We start from the raw sequence: 17,155 nt of genomic DNA on the forward strand, positions 1-17,155 counted from the left end.
ATATATTCCATCCGCGATCGACGAGAAAATACATAATTTTACCCCAGGCAGGGAGAGGATTTACTTATCATGTTGGAATGGCTTCAGAACGTGTGGACCCATATGAAAGAAATTGACATGGATCAAGTGCAGGGATGGCTGCAGCAGTACTCGCGGCTGGGTCCCATTCCGGGTATTTTGCTTCCATTTATAGAGGCGTTTCTCCCCTTTCTGCCCCTCATCGTCCTGGTGATGGGAAACTCCGCAGCCTATGGCTTATGGTGGGGATTCCTGCTGTCCTGGATCGGCGTTTGCCTTGGATCCGTCACGGTGTTTTGGATCGTTCGCAAGCTGGGAGGCAAACTGGGATTGCTTATACAAAAAAGAATGCCGGGATCCCAGCGTTTCTTCCATTGGATTGAAGAAAAGGGCTTTACGCCGATCTTCATTCTGTACTGCTTTCCCTTTACGCCTTCCTCGCTGATCAATATCGCATCCGGCATCAGCACGGTATCGGCTACAACGTTCACGATCGCCGTTATGGCAGGCAAATCCGTGATGATCTTCATGGTGGCATTCATCGGACATGACTGGCAGGCCTTTATCCAGCAGCCTTGGCGCATTCTTATCGCGGCCGTCGTCCTCTGGCTATTGTGGCTGGCCGGCAAAAAGATGGAAAACCGTTACCATCACGATGATCAGCCCGGAAGCGTCGTCATCAGCAGTAAAAAGAAGAAGCGTTAGATGTTTAACAAGAAGACCCGCCGGTCCCGATTGCTGGGGTGGCGGGTCTTGTTAATTATGAGCGTGTTATGTTGGAAATCATCATGTTCACTCCAATACGTATGACGCCAGTTTATGTACCGTCTCAAAGCCCGCACGATGATACAGCTGGAGCGCCCCTGCATTGTCCTGGTCCACGCATAGCGAGATTTCTTCCAGCTGCAGGACCTGGAACAAATAATGGAGCGCTTGATCAAGCAGGATCCGGCCATAGCCTTTGCGCCGGAAATGCTCGGATACCGCGATGTACTCTATATTTCCTTCCTGAAATTCAGGGTCTCCCTCCACATACACATACCCGGCAAAACGGCCTTCTTCCGTAAGTATGAAGAGCCGGTGATCCTCATCCAGCTTCCGCAAAATAGACTCCGAGCTGAGATAGGTATTCGGGAAGGCCTTGCCATGCAGATCCGCGAACTCATCCCAATACTCGGGCGTGATATCTTGCAATCCAGACGCGGCATTCGTTAACAAGGTGGATTTTTGGATTCTCAGCACATGATGCACACCTGTCTTTCTTCCCCCTTTGTCCTCCATAAACCTCGCAGCGGACAGATGAGCTGCATTATAAAATCCGAAATAGCGTGTTACATCGCCATTCAGCTTCGTTGTTCCTTCAATCCATAGCTCCTTCGCCAATCGATGCCAAGTCTCGCCTTGTGCATCGATAAAAGGTCCCCATATCTCAGCAGTTCCCTCTTCTTCGTCCACATCGAATCCCAATGCGCCTACTATCTGATCTTGATCATAGATCACGGTAAATCGCTGGCTGCTCAGCCGGCCATTTTCCGAAAAATCTTCCAGCAGCGTGCTATAAATCTCCCCTTCCTGTTCGCCGCAATATCCGACATGATGATGACGATCCCCGTTCATTCGGGCAAGAAAGGAAGACAGCTCTCTTAATTTCGTTTGATCTGTATTCAATACCATCTGTACACATTCTCCTTGTTCAGGATCAGCTTTCCTAGCGTGATATCCCATCACTCCGCGAACCCGTTTTGGTCAATTTTACCACGAAATGATATTCGTGAGCCAGGCATGCAATCCAGAAATGGGCTTCCCATATGCTTGGAAAGCCCATCTCATCTTCTCCATTATTCATCGGGAACTTGTTTACGGTTTGCGGTCATCCTTTCTCGGAATGTTCGGCCTTCCGGGAATCGCGCATGCGTTCACGTTCGCGCTTGAGAGCAGGCTTCAGGTCATCATGAACGCTTTTCTCCCACATGGATACCCCAGACCGGTAAGCCGCCCTCCCGTTCAAGTGGCCGGCAACCGGACCCGTAATGAAAACGAACACGATCCCCAGCAGCAGCTTCGCGCTGACATGCTCCAAGTAAAAGGTGAAATATAGAAATGCGCCCGCAAGAATAAAGAGGACGCCAAGGGTAGCGCTCTTCGTGGCTGCGTGGGATCTCATGTACACATCCGGCAGGCGAATCAGGCCGAATGCGCTCAATGCGCCGAGTAAAGCTCCGAGCAGCACCATCAGCGCAATCAGAAACTCACCGATCTGACTCATCGTTTGTGCGTTCAATGACGTCACCCCTTTCGATATATCTGGCGAGTGCGGTTGTTCCGATAAACGTTAGAATTCCGATCAGCAATATGATGTCGAAATAGACCGTTGTGCGGAAGAGCATGCACAGCACAGCGATCATGGACAACAGGATGATTCCGATCGTATCCAGCGACATGATCCGGTCGTTCATGGAGGGTCCCTTGATCAAGCGATACAAGCAGCCCAGGATGGCAAGCGACAAAATCACCAGCGAAGCAATCAGCATGCTCTGGGTCATGTGCGGGTCACCTCCTTGATCGCCCGTTCGAAGGTACCGCGAATCTGATTCGACAGCTCTTCGACGTCCTCGATATCCATCGCATGAATATAAAGCGTCTGACCCTCGCGCGACACTTCCAGGGTAAGCGTTCCTGGCGTCAAGCAGATCAGGCACGATAGCACCGTGATCTCCCAATCGGATTTCAGCTCCGTGGAGTAAGCGAAGATGCCGGGACGAACGTTCAGCTTCGGTCTTATGATCTGACCGATGACCGTGACGCTCGATTTAAACAGTTCGCTTAGAAACAAGAGCAGCAGCATCAGGATGGACCACAGCTTGCGCAAATAGAAGTCGTTCGGCCAGAAGCGCCGCAGCATATAAATGAGCAAGATGCCGATCAGGTATCCAACAATGAATTGCTGGGGAGACCAGTTATTGTTCAGGAACATCCAGACAATGGCAATGATGATATTTAACAGGATTTGATGGCCCATATCCACTACTCCTTTAATACGGCATGAATGTATAGTGACGGATCGGATAATACGGCGCTTGCTTGGGAGGTATAGGAATATACCCATTCTGAACCGACCCCCAGGACAATCACTATGATCGCAAGCCCGATCGCTCCCGCATATGCGGTCCGATGGATTCTGACCGGCCGCGATTCATTAGGCCCTGGGAATTCGCCCCAGAATGCTCCCATAAACACTTTGATCAGGGAGTAGAGCACCGCCAGGCTTGATGCCAGCGCCAATCCCGTTAGCGCATAATGCCCCTCGCTCAGTCCGCCGCGAACGATAAGGACTTTGCCAAGAAATCCGCTAAGCGGCGGGATGCCGACCAGCGCCAGCGCCACGATGAAGAACATCCACCCTACCAGGGGATGGCGCTTCATCAGGCCGCCCATATCGCTCAGCTTACTCGCGCCCGCGCTCGCCATGATGATACCGCCCAGAATAAACAGCAGCGCCTTAGCGATCATATCATGCATCAAATAGAACACGGCTCCGTTTAAGGAATCCGAGGAGGCCACCGCCGCACCAAAGGCGATGAAGCCCACGCTAATGATGATGTTGTAATTCAGGATGCGTCCGAGATCCTTATACGCAACCGCGCCCAAGCTGCCCAGAACGAGCGTGGCCGCAGCCATCCAGCCGATGACGGCGTGAATGTTACCGGTATCGTGATGGAAAATCAGCGTAAAGGTTCGGATAATCGCATATAACCCGACCTTCGTCAGCAGTGCGCCGAACAGAGCCGTTACGGCCGCCGGAGGTGCGCTGTAGGAACCGGGCAGCCAGAAGAACAGGAACAAGCCTGCCTTCAGTGCGAATACGATCAGGAACAAAAGGCCAATGACCGACAAGATTCCGTCCTGCTGTACTTCTGCCACACGCAGGGACAGATGCGCCATGTTCAGCGTGCCGACCGTGCCGTATAAATAAGCTACGGCTGCAACAAACAAGGTGGATGAAATAATGTTAATCAGCATGTACTTCAAGGTTTCTCTCAGTTGTCGCTTGGTGCCGCCCAGCACGATCAGCGCATAGGAAGCGATCAGCATGACCTCAAAGCAGACAAACAGGTTGAACAGATCCCCCGTCAGAAACGATCCGATCACGCCGGCCAGCAGAAATTGAAAAAAGGGATAGAAGTAATGCTTCTCTCTCTCTTCCCCGATGCTCCGAAAAGCATAGAACAGGCAGGCTCCCGCAACGATCAGCGTCGTAAGCACCAGCAGTGCGGCCAGCATGTCCGCCACGAACACGATCCCGTACGGCGGCTGCCATCCGCCCATATGAAGCGTCTGGATGCCTTCGTTACTCACCTGGTTGACGATGAACAGGGCACAAAGCAGGTTGATTAGAATACTAACCGCGCTGATCCACCGCTGCGCGCGGACGTATTTGGAACAGAAAATAAGCATGACGGCCGTAACCAAAGGAATCAGGAGCGGAAGCACAATCACGTTATTCATCGTCCATCCCCCTTAACTCCTCCATGTTGTCCGTGCCCAACCGTTGATATGCTTTATAAGCCAGTACGAAAAAGAACGACGTGACGCCAAAGCTGATGACGATGGACGTCAAAATCAATGCTTGCGGAACCGGATCAACGTAAGAGGAGGCCTCCTCGCCAAGCAGCGGCGCAGCCCCGGTCTTCAGCCTTGACATGGTCAGCAGCAGCAGATGGACGCCGTGGGTTAACAGCGACGTGCCAAGAATGATCCGCAGCAGGCTCTTGGATAAGATCTGGTAGATCCCAACCGCGAAAATAATTCCGATGGCAAGCGACATATATAGTTCCATGGTCAGTTATCCCTCCCGATCGAATTGATGATGGTCATCGTCACGCCGACTACGGCCAAATAAACGCCGAGGTCGAAGAGAACCGCAGTAGCCAGCTCCGTTTTCCCGAGCAGCGGCAGGTTGAAATAACCGAAGGAATGACTTAAGAACGGTGCGTTAAAAGCAAAGGAGCCGATCCCTGTAAGCAGGGCGATGGCAAGTCCCGCCGCCGTAACCTTTCGGAACTCGAAAGGCACGATCTTGCGGGTCATATCCATGCCGAAAGCCATGGATAACAGAACCAGTGCCGCAGAGGTCATCAGTCCTCCGATAAATCCGCCGCCCGGCTCATGGTGTCCCGAGTTGAACAGGAACCAGGAGAAGGTTACCACGATAAAGATAACCACCTTGGATACGGTTCGAAGAATGACATCATTGCTGTCGGGCAGATATGCCCCTTCATAACGATCCCGCTCTCCCAGAATCCCTTCTCCCAAATCGATTTTGATCAAGGCATAAATTCCAAGGGATGCAATGCCCAGAACCGTAATTTCAAGCAGGGTATCAAAGCCGCGGAAATCCACCAGAATGACGTTGACGATATTTTTGCCGCCGGCGGAGCGATAGCTCTCTTGAATGAAGTAATCCGCAATGGAGTCGAAAGTCCTGCCGCTGCTCGCAGCCAGGGCGATCAAGGTTACGACAGCACCGACGCCTGCCGAAATAAGCAGATTTCTCCATTTCAAGCTCATCGGCACCTTCTCCCGCTTCAGCTTCGGCAAATGATAGAAACAGAGCAGGAACAGCATCACGGATACCGTCTCGACGACCATCTGGGTCAGCGCCAAATCCGGCGCCCGGAACAGGACGAAGAACAGAGTCACCATGTAACCGGCAGCACCGGTCAATATGATCGCCATCAGTCGCGTCCGGACGAACGGCAGCGCGATGACCGGAATGACCAGGCCGAGTATGGCGACGGCCTCATAGAAGGACATCGGCGCGTAAGCGGTCCTATCAAACCCGATATTGTCGATCAGCAGAAGCCCCCCGCCAAGAACGGCTATAAAAAACACGAAGATATACATCACGTAATGACGGAGAGAGCCTGTCATATAGGTTGAGGTCAGCGCTTCGCCGCCTCTTTCGAGAACGCGCAATCCCCCGTCATACAGTTTGTTCCATGTCCATCGCTTCATCAGCGATGTATTCAATATTCGAGCTCTGCCGTGAAGCTTATACAGCACGGTACCGAGAACAATGATGCCGATGGTCATGAAAATCTCCGTCGTCCAGCCGTGCCACATTTCGATGTGTACGTGAAAACGATCCTCCGCCCCGAGCAGCCCTGGATGAATCGCGGCCATCGCCGGTTCGATGAGCGTTTGGGACAACAGGTTCGGAAACAAACCGAACACGATGGCGAGCGATGCCAGAATGACCGGTGGAATCAGCATTCCCAGCGGGGCTTCGTGCGGCTTCTTCTCCAGCTTTTCAGGCTGGAAGCGTCCGGTAAAGGTTTTGAAGACCAGGATCATGCTGTACAGGAACGTAAACACGCTGGCAATCCAGGCGACGACCGGGATCAGTATGCCCCAGGTCTCTGCATTCCAGAAATTCATGTCAGAGGCCTGAAGGACTGCCGTAAAGAACATCTCTTTACTCAAGAATCCGTTGAACGGAGGCAGCCCGGCCATGGAAAACGCCCCTATGACCGCCACGGTAAACGTAATCGGCATGAGCGACATCAGCCCGCCGAGCTTCCGCAGATCCCGGGTGCCCGTCTCATGATCCACGATGCCGACGACCATAAACAAGGCGCCTTTGAATATGGCATGATTCATCAGATGAAAGATGGCCGCCGTCGTCGCTTTCGCGTAGAGCAGCGTGTCCACGCCGCCTCCATAATAAGCGGCGGCGGAGCCCAGACCGAGCAAGCTCATGATCAGCCCCAATTGGCTGATGGTGGAGAATGCCAGCAGCGCTTTTAGATCCGTCTGCTTGATCGCGCGGATCGAAGCGTAAATCAGCGTGGTCAAGCCCGTTATCGCTACGATCCAGAACCAGGATGCCTGCCCGGCAAACACCGGACTAAACCTGGCCACCAAATAGATCCCGGCCTTCACCATGGTCGCGGAGTGCAGATAAGCACTTACCGGAGTCGGTGCTTCCATCGCATCCGGCAGCCAAATATGGAACGGAAACTGCGCGGACTTGGTGAAGGCCCCGAGCAGGATCAGAATCATGGCCGGAATAAACATCGCATTTCCGGCAATGCTCCCCACATCGGCGACGATCTCCCGTACGCTAAAGGTGCCCGTCATGACATAAAGCAGGATAAACCCCGCGAACATGGCAAGTCCGCCGAATACGGTGATGAGCATGGATTTTAAGGCTCCGTATCTGGAGCGGTCCCGATGATGCCAGAATGCAATCAGCAGGAAGGACGAGATACTGGTCAGTTCCCAGAAGCCGTACAGCACCATCAAATTATCGGAGAGCACGACGCCCAGCATGGCGCCCATGAACAGTAGCAGGTACACATAGAATCTGTGGACCGCTTCCTTGTTTTTATCCATATAAAAGATAGAGTACAGGACAACGAGTGAACCAATGCCGGATATTAATAGTGCAAAAATCAAGCTTAATCCATCCAAATAAACGGTAAAGTTTATTCCCGCGCTTGGAATCCATTCCAGGACGGCTTGGAGCTGTTCACCTCCCTGAATGGTTGGGATAACTCCCAAAAAATAGGCGAACAGGGCAATCGGGACCGGCAAAACCACCCATCCGGTGTGGACGCGGCCGATGAGCTTGTAGGTCAGCATAACCACAAGCGCTACGATAAAAGGTGCCAAAACGGCGATGTGCAGCAAAGACAAAGTCTACTCCTCCTATAGTCCGATTTTTCCTTCATTAGTAGTATTTCCCCATAATTTAGGCATAAGTCCAAAAAAACACAAAAAGAGCCCGCTGTTGGCAGGCTCCTCCAGGTAAAACCATATGGTATTTTTTCGAATCACACTGAAAATCAGTATATCTTGAGATCAAAGCTTTGTCAAAGGGTATGTCGGGGAATGAAGTGGAGGCTCTCGGGAAATTACTGTATGTAAAGGAGTGGTTCCCATGATGATCAAAAAAGCGGCAGTTTGCGCCTTCGTCTTTCTCATGATATTGACGGCGGCCATCGTGATGAATCTACGCACGCAGTCCGCCTACCTACAGGAAAACCCGTCAAACGGCGTATATCACATGCAGCATTCCCAAGGAGGATCCCCCTTGTTCTCTCCCCGGGAATACGTGAAAATCATTCGCCATTCACCCGAGACCTTGCCGGATCAGCCTTAAGCTATCGCAGAACCCAATCCGTGGGACTATCCATGAAATTGGATCTCATTATTCTCCTTGCTTCGTTTATTTCTTCGCATCCACCACGAAATGATCAGGATGACGGCCAGCGCCGCAACGATTCCAGCCGCATAATATCCGTACCGGTTAATCAGCACGCCAATATGATCGACGACCTGATCGCCTACAAACATGCCCAAAGAAAAATAACCGGTGGTCCACACCAAGGACGCGGTATACGAGTAGATCGCAAACCGGCGATACGGCATTCCCTTCATCCCGACCGCATACGGAGTAACATTGCGCAGGATGGGCAAAAAGGCGCTAATGCATATGGCATAATTGCCATATTGGCGGGTCAAGCGTTCGGATACATCGAGAAACTGACGAATCTTCGACTTTTCCCCTACGCGGTTTAACAGCTTGCTGGCGGTAAAGCGGCTAAGCATGAAACCGACCGTCGATCCCGAGCACACGCCGAGAAAGGTCATGATAAAAGACGGGGCCGGCGATAATATCCCGGATGCCGCCAACGCTCCGCCAGTCATGGCCACGACTTCATTCGGCACGGGAAGCCCGACCAATCCCAGGCATAATACGAGGAATAATGCGTAATGCCCGATTTGTTCAATAAAATTCAATAGCGTATCCACGCCCTGGCCCCCTAATCCGTCCCTGGAATATATATCAGCTTATATGACAACGCGGCTTTCGCAAACGTGCTGTAGACGAGGATATGAACTGGACCTGAGACCAGGTTTGTTTGGGATTATGCTCGTTCAGAGATTTTTAAATGCCGAAATGAAGGACCCCGGATCCTCCTTCACCGTGTACGAATACACCCCTTGCTGGGTATGCAGGTACAAGAAACCTCCGCCGTCTCCCATCGGCCGATAGGACAGGTCAAACACCTGCCGGATCGGAAACTCCCGGTATTTGGTTACGATTCGATCCTCGTACAGGAACATCTCCCGCCCTTGCTCTTCCGTTCGTTGTTCAATGCCGTCCACGATTCGGTTGATTTTGTAGTACGGCTGTACGGCTACCCAATCCACAAGCTCCCTCCTTGCCGTCTTCATATTCTCACTTGGAAGATCGCATGTCTCCCCTCTTCTTCCTGCGGCTCTTCATTCGTTCCAGCAGCTCCAGCGCCCCGATAAAAAGCACGAATACCACGAAGAGTGCGGCGGCACGGCCAGGCTCGATCAGACCGGTAACGGACGCTATAATGCCTGTAATGCCTACAATAATAATACCTAATACAGATAGTTTCCAACCTGTTAACATATGTATGCTCCTATAAGTAAACATAATTGCCGTCCCATATGATCGTAGACCTTCATGATCAACCAACTCTCCGGCACACACGGAATGTATCATAAAGAACACCCTATATTCAAGTTATGGCCGCTATGCCCGAATCCAGAATTTCGATTGCCAACCTGCGATTCATTTGCAATAATTTACACATGAAGAGAAATGATAGTCCCGCCTCCGCATACCAAAATAGACAGGAGGAGCATGTATGAACTCAACAACCTGGATACTGCTCATTGTATTCATCGTGGTGGATGTATGGATTATTTCTTTTTTCGTTAAACGCTCGTTACGCAAACAAAATAGCCAGCTGGTCCCTAAGGGAAATAAGCCTCGGCGAGGGAAAATACCGGAGCTGCCGCCGATCGTCAAGGCCGGAAGCCCGGCAAACGAGCTTGTCGGCAGACTGGAGACTGCGCTGCCCGATACTTATCAGAGCATGCTGAAACAGCGCGTGATGAGTGAGCATCCGGACATGTCCGAACAGGAATATGAATGGAGATGGCAGGAGCTTAAACGTTTCTTTATCATGTGCGCCGTATTGGACCGCGTACCGATGTTCAGCAAGGACGTCGATGAGGTCTGGCATGAAATGCTGATGTATACATACGAATATCAACAATTCTCAGACCGCTTTCTTGGCCGGATGCTTCACCATGCTCCCAACACCGGTACCGAACAAGTGCCGATTCCGAATGAACGCGCCTGGTTCGACACCGTATATGTGCAATTATTCGGCTGGCATGAATACAGTGCCAAGCTATGGGGAGCTTTCTTCCGCGTCCCGCTGCCGCGTGAAGAGCTGGACCTTTGCACCTCCCCCCATTTTGCCGTGAATCATGGCCAGAAGCGCTTTAATGCCTGGACCTATGAGAAGATTCCTGCAGCACGCATGGCCATTGATGCTATGATCCGGGATCTGCAGGATCGGGTCAGAACCGCTCAAACCGAGCCGGGGCGTCAAGAGAAGAGGGTCAACTTTCAGAATAGCGATGTGCTCCTGGCAGCGGCCGTCTATTTTGCCTGGAATGCACCGGATCAATTCACTGATCATATGATCCCGGATGAGCGCGAGCTTCATAAGAACAACAGCAGCTCCTCCTGCACCTATGCTTCGGCTTGCGGCTCAGGCGGCTCGGATTCCCATGACGGATCGTCAAACGATGGTTCATCAGGCGGCGGTTCCTCCTGCAGCAGCGGGTCCTCTTGCAGCAGCGGTTCGTCCTGCAGCAGCTGCGGAGGCGGCTGCAGCAGCTAAATACAAACTTAACAAGATTGCTTGCTTATTCATGAATCGAACAAAAGCATGGACCTGAGAATTCAGGCCCATGCTTTTTGTTATATCCAGCGTTCAAACCCCGCCATATACAACTTGGCCTCGTCTTACCTTGATATCGCCAAGCCAGTTAATATTAAGAGATTTCGTATTAACCCAAAACAAATCCGGATGATCCGACACTTGAAAATGCAAATGCGCTTCGGTTGAGTTGCCGGAATTTCCGCATAGACCTATCAGATCCCCTGCTTCGACCTCAGAGCCTTCCTTCACGCATACCGATCCCTGCTTTAAATGTGCATATAGGCTATATTCTGAATGTCCATGATCGATGATGACATAGTTGCCGACGGACTTTGTTTCGTTGGTCTCACCCACAGGCTCATTGTCCCTGATGTTATTCTCGATACCCACCACCTTCCCGCGGGCACCAGCAAGAATCTCCTCTCCAAACGCGAAGTAACTCTCATTCTTGGCTGGATCTCCTTCATAGGACATGGCGTTCTCCGTCTTGATGACGTCTATTGCGTACCGCTGGCTTTCCTCTGCGTAATGGTAATTATCCGTAACATTCTCGCCGCCCCAGAACACATACCATTTCCCCTTAAACGGAGCTCGGAAAACCGTGACGGTTTGCTTGGCATCCGATTCAGGAAATCTCTCAATAGGCGATAGCATAAGCCCTACAATGGTACCCGTTTCATCGATCATCGCTTGAATGCCTTTTTGCCCGCTATCATCCATCCAGTTTATCAATCGGATTTTGTTGAGCGTGTCGTCCAACGTGATATGGAACGTTTTTACTCCTGCCGTATACTCCACTGCCATCGCTTCAAATTGTTCGATCGTTGCAAGTGAACGCAAATCCTCTCCGAACAGCTCGTACAGCTTGCGATGTTCCCCATTCAACAGGAATCTAGAAACATCTACCATATTCAAACCTCCTTAATATTCAAACCCAATGTTATAAATAGTATATCTGACGAAATGAACCTGCATTGAAACAGAAACTTAACATTGGTTAAACTTTCAGTTCCCGTAGGTACAGATGCCCGGAAAAACAGCCTTCCTCTACAACTAAAACAAAGAAGCACCCGAACCCATTCGTCAAGGTTCAGATGCTTCTATTCTTAATATACATACAGCCTATTAATGGTTAGATGTGAGTACCAAGCCGGAACGGGTTTGCGGTCCGACCTTGCGCACGGAAACCTGATTTCGCTCGGCCCAACGCGTGAGACTCCGAATGCCTTCACAATTCTTCTCTTCAAATTTAAAGCAGCAGTACATCGGATTTACGCTCTTATCCTTGAGGCTAATTTGAAAAGCGGCTTTATGGCAACCGGAAACCTTGATTTCGCGGATCTGTTCAGCGTGAATCTCTACGCCGTTGATCGAAATCGTCTCCGAATTCTCCTGAATATTCACTTCCCGCTTCACCAATCTCGCATAACCTTCAATAGCCAGTGCCGCAACGACAACGACATTCACGGCCATCTGCATATAGAAGAAGAAAGGATAGGAATATTCGGTCAAGGTGGCTACCTGAAACAGGATAATGCTAAGGACAAAGGAAAACAAAATAACGTCTTTCATTCTGGTAGAGTAATGGATCGCATATTTCATGATTAATCAGCTCCGTTCATTCTGTAAGGGTTTTCATTCAGCTCTTACCTTATTATAACACCATTGTACATAATTTTGACACATATCATTCACATTTTTGTCAAAAAAATATTTGCCTCGCTCCTTATCCTATGCTTATCCATTTCGCGTCGTGTCGTTCATGGTCCAACCAACCATATAAATACACGGTTTGTTTCCTGACAACAAAAAAAGAGAGCATCCCGCCAGATCCAAGATCCGTTGGGACGCCCTTTGCTTCAACACTTTTATCTTTACTTGGTTAACGCCGTATTGCCTTCCTTTCCCCGAAACCATTTCATCACGACAGATACGGTATCAATAAGGGTAATGATCACAATGACGTAAATGAGGCCGTCTCTGGATCGATCCCAAATTGATTTTACGGTCTCATACGCTTCATCCCCCGGTGTTACGAAACCCGCTTGAACGAGCTGATCCATGAATGTCGGATTCCAAATCGTCATATCGGAGAACAGGATCACCGTAACGATAACGGAAGCAACGTTAAATATGACATGCATGACGGCAATCTGCGGCGTCCACTTTCTTGTGATTAATTTCCTGGCTTCATTGAATATGCTGAAGGCGGTAAGAAGCCATATCAGCGGCAAATACTTGGCGAAGGCAGCCTGTTCAAACACCGGAATGGCGATCGAGTTTTCGTCGAATCGATGAACACCGATCAAGTTAATGGAAAACGTGAACAGGACGAAGAACAGCACGGAAAACAGGATGCCGAGCACCGGCTCGATCGGTTTAATCCGAGCGGCTGGTTCCGGAATTGCAGGCAATTCCGAGGGTTTCCAAGGATCATTGGGGACTTGGCGAGCCCCGCGGTATTCGATAAAGGCAAAAATAACGGTAACCCATGCAAATCCGTGGATTCCCACGCTAAGCAGCGAAACAAGTAATTCCAGCAGCTTCTCGGCAGTGGGTTCCGTGCTTGTAAAGAAATCAATGATGTAGACGATGCCAAGAGCAACGGCTATCGAATACAGTACGATCTTCAGGACGGACCAATAGCTGTTAATCAAACCCGGACCTATGAGATACCTTTCCCTTCCTCTGTACCTGGCTGCCATTTCCCCGGGCGGGCCGAGCTCAAGCAGCACCTGCTCCACCTCTTCCAAACTTGCGGTCTCTACGCCGACTCCCCGGTCTTCCAGCATGTCTTCGACGAGTCCTTGAAGCTCCTTCTCAATATCCGTCCGCTGCGATTCGGGCAGCTTCTGGGTCACCGCATAAATATACCTGTTAATCAGATCCATCACCTTAGTCCCCCTTGTCATTCACAAGTCCCTCCAGACTTGTCATCATATCCTTCCATTCATGGTAGAGCTGCCGATATATGTCCTTGCCTGTCTGACTTATGATGTAATATTTTCTGGGCCGGGCTTCATTCGTATCCCACTCGCTGTTAAGCAAGCCTTGTTTCTCCAGCCGACGCAGCAACGGATAAAGCGTACCCGCTTCCACGTTGATCCCCCTCTCCTGCAATATGGTCACCAATGAATATCCATACTGCGGTTCGGACAACTGACTGAGAACACCAAGGATGATCGTACCCCGCCGAAGCTCCTGCACCATACTGTTTAAAATATCCTGATCCTCTGGCATATCATCATCTCCTGGAAATTATTATACTGTACGTCACACACTAATGTAAATAAACAATTAATAAATTTTTAAAAATATTTTAGTTAACCTTATGTTAACGGCTCCCAAGCTTGATGGCTAACATAATTCAAGCATTTCCTTGTACGCAAAAAAAAGGTTATCTCACAGCCGTGACGGACCGTAAGATAACCTTCTCTAAATACGCTCACCCATAACCGGGTTCCTGATAATGTTCACTTTCTGGGAATGATAAGCCAATCTCCATAGTTCGTTGGCAGCTATATGTTCAGCCGCCTATCTATCTCGATTTTCTGGGAAAACCGTTCTGGTATTGTGCCGGAATCGCGATCTCCTTCTGAAGCACCGTTGCTGCTTCTAATGCCCAGTACGGATTGCGCAGCATTCCTCTTCCAACAGCGACGAGATCAGCGTCTTCGTTGCCTATTACCGCATTCGCCAAGGCGGGTTCATCCAAACGGCCCACGGCAATGACGGGTACTTGCAGCGCTTCTTTGATCTGTCTGGCTAGCGGTACTTGGTAGGCGACGTGGGTGCCCGGTCTTCCTTCCGCCGCGATTGGTCCTTCGCCGCCAGCGCTGACATGGAACATGTCAACGCCTGCAGCCTGATATATCCTGGAGAATGCGATGCTCTCTTCGATGCCATAACCGCCCGTTACGTATTCTCTAGCCGAGATTCGCATGATTAGCGGCATGTCCTCAGGCATTTCGCTTTTTGCGGCTTGAATCACTTCTTGGCCGAACTTGGTTAGATCCTGGCCGTATTCATCCGTTCTCCGGTTGGTCAGTGGAGAATGGAATTGATGAATCAGATAGCCGTGGGCTCCATGCAATTCAATCGCGTCAAAACCGGCCTTCACCGCACGGCGTACAGCCACGCGGAATTTTTCCACCATCTGCTTAACTTCTTCGGTTGTGAGCGCCCTTGGCGTTTTCGAGTGCTCATCGAATGGAATAGCCGATGGGGCAACGGGCGTTTCCGCGTCCTCCGCTTTGCGTCCGGCATGCGCAATCTGAATCGCCGCCTTGGCGCCATGCTGATGTATCGCTTCAACTATGCGGGCCAAAGCGGGAATCTGCTCATCCGACCATAACCCAAGATCATAATCGGAAATACGGCCGTCCGGTTCCACATCCGTCATCTCAACGATAACGAGTCCGGCTCCGCCGATTGCCCGGCTTGTATAATGCAAATAATGCCAATCGGTGGCAATGCCGTCTTTGTTCGTTACCGAGTATTGGCACATGGGGGGCATAACCACCCGGTTTTTCAGATCTAACGATTTCAATTTATATGGACTGAATAAATGTTCCATTCAGAGACACGCTCCTTCTATCCTCATGATATTGATCTCTTTAAACAAAATGCATGCACATGCATCTAAATTAGCAAAACAAAGACCATTCGTCAAGAATGGCTGTTGAAACGAACTAGTTACCCTCGAATATGCTTCAATGCATCTTCCAGACCATGCTTCATTTTGGGCATTGCGAATTGCTGCTCCAGCACGTCTTGGACCGTGTTCTTGGCTTTTTGCAGCTTCTCTTCGCCAATCGGAGTCAGTGACGTGTAGATTCCTCTCCTGTCATCCTCGCAAATCGCCCTTTGCATGGCGCCGCAGCCTTTGGCTTCAAAGCGGCTGACCAGTCTCGACATCGCACTCTGGCTTAGCCCCACCATCGTTTGCAGCTGCTGAAGCCTTAATTTTTGCCCGGGAGCCTCGGACAGAAATAACAGCACGTAAAATTCATTCAGCGATAAATCGTGCTTCTGCTGGAGCTTTTGTTCCAGCTCGTTGGAAATCAATGCATGAATCTGCGTCAAGGATAGCCAACTTGTGATGAGTTGTCGCGTTTGATCGGCTGACATAGGGTCTCCACCTGTTCCGGTATATTTCCGCCAGAAAGTTCGTATTACCATATAGCGGGTCACTGTCAGTTATTAATAATAGCAAGTCCCTGTTTCCGTCGTCAAACCTGCGATGGGGCGTTAGCATACGGAACGGAAATTCATGCCAGTCCTCACACGCTGTCCAGGCTTTTTTATCGTAAAACCCGTTACTTAATCTCCTGCGGCTCCTTGCCCAGCAAACCGAGCATGCGAAGTCCGTATTGTATTCCGTCTTGGCCGACATCGCGGGTGACATGCCTGGCCGCCTGCTTCACGATCTCCGGCGCATTGCCCATTGCCACGCCGTGGCCCACGTACGACAGCATCTCCAGATCATTCAGATAATCGCCAAACGCGACGGTATCCTCCAGATCGATGCGCAGCAGCTGAATCAATTGTTTGATTCCTTCGGCTTTGGAGCCCCCTGCCGGTAACACGTCAATTCCATAGGGGCCCCAGCGCACGAAATCGAACCGCCCTTCGAATCTTTTTACGTAATCGGCCTCCTCATCCTCGGTACAGAATACAATGGCTTGATATATATCGCGGCCCAAGTAATATTCCGGATCGTATTCCGGGATCGTCAGTTTCAGCTCCCCCAGCTGGAATCGATATGGACATGCTCGGTTACGTTCATCTTCATCGCTTCGCTGCCGGCATAGATAATCGGATGATCCAGCCGGACCGCTTGTTCCGTCAGCTCCTGCAAGGCATCCTCCGCCAGAGGATTACCGTAGATCGGTTTGCCTTCATAAACCACATACTGACCGTTCAAGCAAACATAAGAATCGATGCCGAGCTCTTCCCGCAGCTCCTCAAAATGATAGGGGGCGCGCCCCGTAGCAATGGCTACGATATGGCCGGCCTTCTTTAAGTCAGCAATGGACTCCTTCGTTGTCGCCGGAACCTGCTTCTCATGATCCAGCAGCGTACCGTCAATATCAAAAAATAGGATCTTCTTCATCAATCACGCTCGCCTCTCTTTACGTATATTCAAGCTTGTAACTGTATTGTAAATGATGAAAAGCATTTCAGAGCAAGCCATAATTTTACCAAGCCCTCTGGGACCAAGTCCAGCTAACGCCAAAAAATACAGGGAAGCACTCTTTTCAGATATCCATTTTAATGAACAAGAAAGCCGGTCAGCCAGACGATTTACCAGCATCCGGACCAAAAAAAGGCCCGCCTGTTCAGGGCGGACCTTT

Annotated in this window: 19 protein-coding genes and 1 pseudogene; 3 read left to right on the plus strand and 17 right to left on the minus strand. The window is 50.5% G+C overall.

Annotated features, from left to right (window positions below; genetic code table 11):
- The first annotated feature begins 69 nt into the window (after positions 1-69).
- Positions 70-723 carry a TVP38/TMEM64 family protein gene (locus P0X86_RS19665; RefSeq protein WP_213579069.1) on the plus strand — a complete coding sequence of 218 codons (654 nt, stop codon included), beginning with the start codon at positions 70-72 and terminating at the stop codon, positions 721-723.
- Positions 724-810: 87 nt separating this feature from the next.
- Here P0X86_RS19665 and P0X86_RS19670 read toward each other — a convergent pair whose 3' ends face one another.
- The 7 genes from P0X86_RS19670 to P0X86_RS19700 form a co-directional block, all read right to left on the minus strand.
- Positions 811-1,692, minus strand: a complete 882-nt coding sequence (locus tag P0X86_RS19670) for a GNAT family N-acetyltransferase (protein ID WP_277746270.1) — start codon at positions 1,690-1,692, stop codon at positions 811-813.
- 196 nt (positions 1,693-1,888) lie between these two features.
- Positions 1,889-2,284 (minus strand): monovalent cation/H(+) antiporter subunit G, encoded by a 396-nt coding sequence (gene mnhG / locus P0X86_RS19675; protein ID WP_015736053.1) that lies wholly within the window; start codon positions 2,282-2,284, stop codon positions 1,889-1,891.
- Positions 2,268-2,561 (minus strand): Na(+)/H(+) antiporter subunit F1, encoded by a 294-nt coding sequence (locus P0X86_RS19680; protein WP_036661249.1) that lies wholly within the window; start codon positions 2,559-2,561, stop codon positions 2,268-2,270. Before P0X86_RS19680 ends, mnhG begins: the two co-directional genes overlap by 17 nt.
- Positions 2,558-3,037: a Na+/H+ antiporter subunit E gene (locus P0X86_RS19685; RefSeq protein WP_015736054.1), complete on the minus strand. Its 480-nt coding sequence runs from the start codon at positions 3,035-3,037 to the stop codon at positions 2,558-2,560. The genes P0X86_RS19680 and P0X86_RS19685 overlap by 4 nt, the downstream gene beginning before the upstream one ends.
- Before the next feature lie 5 nt (positions 3,038-3,042).
- On the minus strand, positions 3,043-4,524 hold the full coding sequence (locus P0X86_RS19690; protein ID WP_277746271.1) for a Na+/H+ antiporter subunit D: 1,482 nt from the start codon (positions 4,522-4,524) through the stop codon (positions 3,043-3,045).
- The gene (locus tag P0X86_RS19695) at positions 4,517-4,855 is read right to left on the minus strand and encodes a Na(+)/H(+) antiporter subunit C (RefSeq protein WP_096774307.1); all 339 of its coding nucleotides are present in this window, start codon (positions 4,853-4,855) and stop codon (positions 4,517-4,519) included. The genes P0X86_RS19690 and P0X86_RS19695 overlap by 8 nt, the downstream gene beginning before the upstream one ends.
- Positions 4,856-4,857: 2 nt before the next feature.
- Positions 4,858-7,716 carry a Na+/H+ antiporter subunit A gene (locus P0X86_RS19700; protein ID WP_277746272.1) on the minus strand — a complete coding sequence of 953 codons (2,859 nt, stop codon included), beginning with the start codon at positions 7,714-7,716 and terminating at the stop codon, positions 4,858-4,860.
- Between the two features lie 244 nt (positions 7,717-7,960).
- On the opposite strand from P0X86_RS19700, the gene P0X86_RS19705 reads away from it, so the two are divergent.
- Positions 7,961-8,182 (plus strand): hypothetical protein, encoded by a 222-nt coding sequence (locus P0X86_RS19705; protein WP_096774309.1) that lies wholly within the window; start codon positions 7,961-7,963, stop codon positions 8,180-8,182.
- A gap of 26 nt (positions 8,183-8,208) precedes the next feature.
- Here the strand turns inward: P0X86_RS19705 and P0X86_RS19710 are convergent, their stop codons facing one another.
- From P0X86_RS19710 to P0X86_RS19720, 3 genes are all read right to left on the minus strand, one after another.
- The gene (locus P0X86_RS19710; protein ID WP_096774310.1) at positions 8,209-8,835 is read right to left on the minus strand and encodes a DedA family protein; all 627 of its coding nucleotides are present in this window, start codon (positions 8,833-8,835) and stop codon (positions 8,209-8,211) included.
- Between the two features lie 126 nt (positions 8,836-8,961).
- The gene (locus P0X86_RS19715; RefSeq protein WP_096774311.1) at positions 8,962-9,237 is read right to left on the minus strand and encodes a hypothetical protein; all 276 of its coding nucleotides are present in this window, start codon (positions 9,235-9,237) and stop codon (positions 8,962-8,964) included.
- A gap of 28 nt (positions 9,238-9,265) precedes the next feature.
- Positions 9,266-9,469 carry a hypothetical protein gene (locus tag P0X86_RS19720; RefSeq protein WP_096774312.1) on the minus strand — a complete coding sequence of 68 codons (204 nt, stop codon included), beginning with the start codon at positions 9,467-9,469 and terminating at the stop codon, positions 9,266-9,268.
- Between the two features lie 238 nt (positions 9,470-9,707).
- On the opposite strand from P0X86_RS19720, the gene P0X86_RS19725 reads away from it, so the two are divergent.
- Positions 9,708-10,757 (plus strand): glycine-rich domain-containing protein, encoded by a 1,050-nt coding sequence (locus tag P0X86_RS19725; RefSeq protein WP_277746273.1) that lies wholly within the window; start codon positions 9,708-9,710, stop codon positions 10,755-10,757.
- Between the two features lie 93 nt (positions 10,758-10,850).
- Here the strand turns inward: P0X86_RS19725 and P0X86_RS19730 are convergent, their stop codons facing one another.
- The 7 genes and pseudogenes from P0X86_RS19730 to P0X86_RS19760 form a co-directional block, all read right to left on the minus strand.
- Complete coding sequence (locus tag P0X86_RS19730; protein ID WP_277746274.1) at positions 10,851-11,708, minus strand: M23 family metallopeptidase; 858 nt, start codon at positions 11,706-11,708, stop codon at positions 10,851-10,853.
- Between the two features lie 216 nt (positions 11,709-11,924).
- Entirely contained in the window at positions 11,925-12,401 is a 477-nt protein-coding gene (locus P0X86_RS19735) for a hypothetical protein (RefSeq protein WP_213579075.1), read from the minus strand.
- A 272-nt stretch (positions 12,402-12,673) separates the two neighbouring features.
- Positions 12,674-13,690, minus strand: a complete 1,017-nt coding sequence (locus tag P0X86_RS19740; protein ID WP_277746275.1) for a hypothetical protein — start codon at positions 13,688-13,690, stop codon at positions 12,674-12,676.
- Between the two features lie 4 nt (positions 13,691-13,694).
- Positions 13,695-14,039 (minus strand): PadR family transcriptional regulator, encoded by a 345-nt coding sequence (locus P0X86_RS19745; RefSeq protein ID WP_096774317.1) that lies wholly within the window; start codon positions 14,037-14,039, stop codon positions 13,695-13,697.
- A gap of 298 nt (positions 14,040-14,337) precedes the next feature.
- Positions 14,338-15,375, minus strand: a complete 1,038-nt coding sequence (locus P0X86_RS19750) for an NADH:flavin oxidoreductase/NADH oxidase (RefSeq protein WP_096774318.1) — start codon at positions 15,373-15,375, stop codon at positions 14,338-14,340.
- A gap of 119 nt (positions 15,376-15,494) precedes the next feature.
- Positions 15,495-15,929: a MarR family winged helix-turn-helix transcriptional regulator gene (locus tag P0X86_RS19755; protein ID WP_192571417.1), complete on the minus strand. Its 435-nt coding sequence runs from the start codon at positions 15,927-15,929 to the stop codon at positions 15,495-15,497.
- 188 nt (positions 15,930-16,117) lie between these two features.
- Positions 16,118-16,917 (minus strand): annotated as a pseudogene (locus tag P0X86_RS19760) (Cof-type HAD-IIB family hydrolase).
- Between the last annotated feature and the right edge of the window lie 238 nt (positions 16,918-17,155).

This window comes from Paenibacillus sp. BR1-192 (assembly GCF_029542445.1).
GTDB classification, from domain to species: Bacteria; Bacillota; Bacilli; order Paenibacillales; family Paenibacillaceae; genus Paenibacillus_AQ; species Paenibacillus_AQ lautus_A.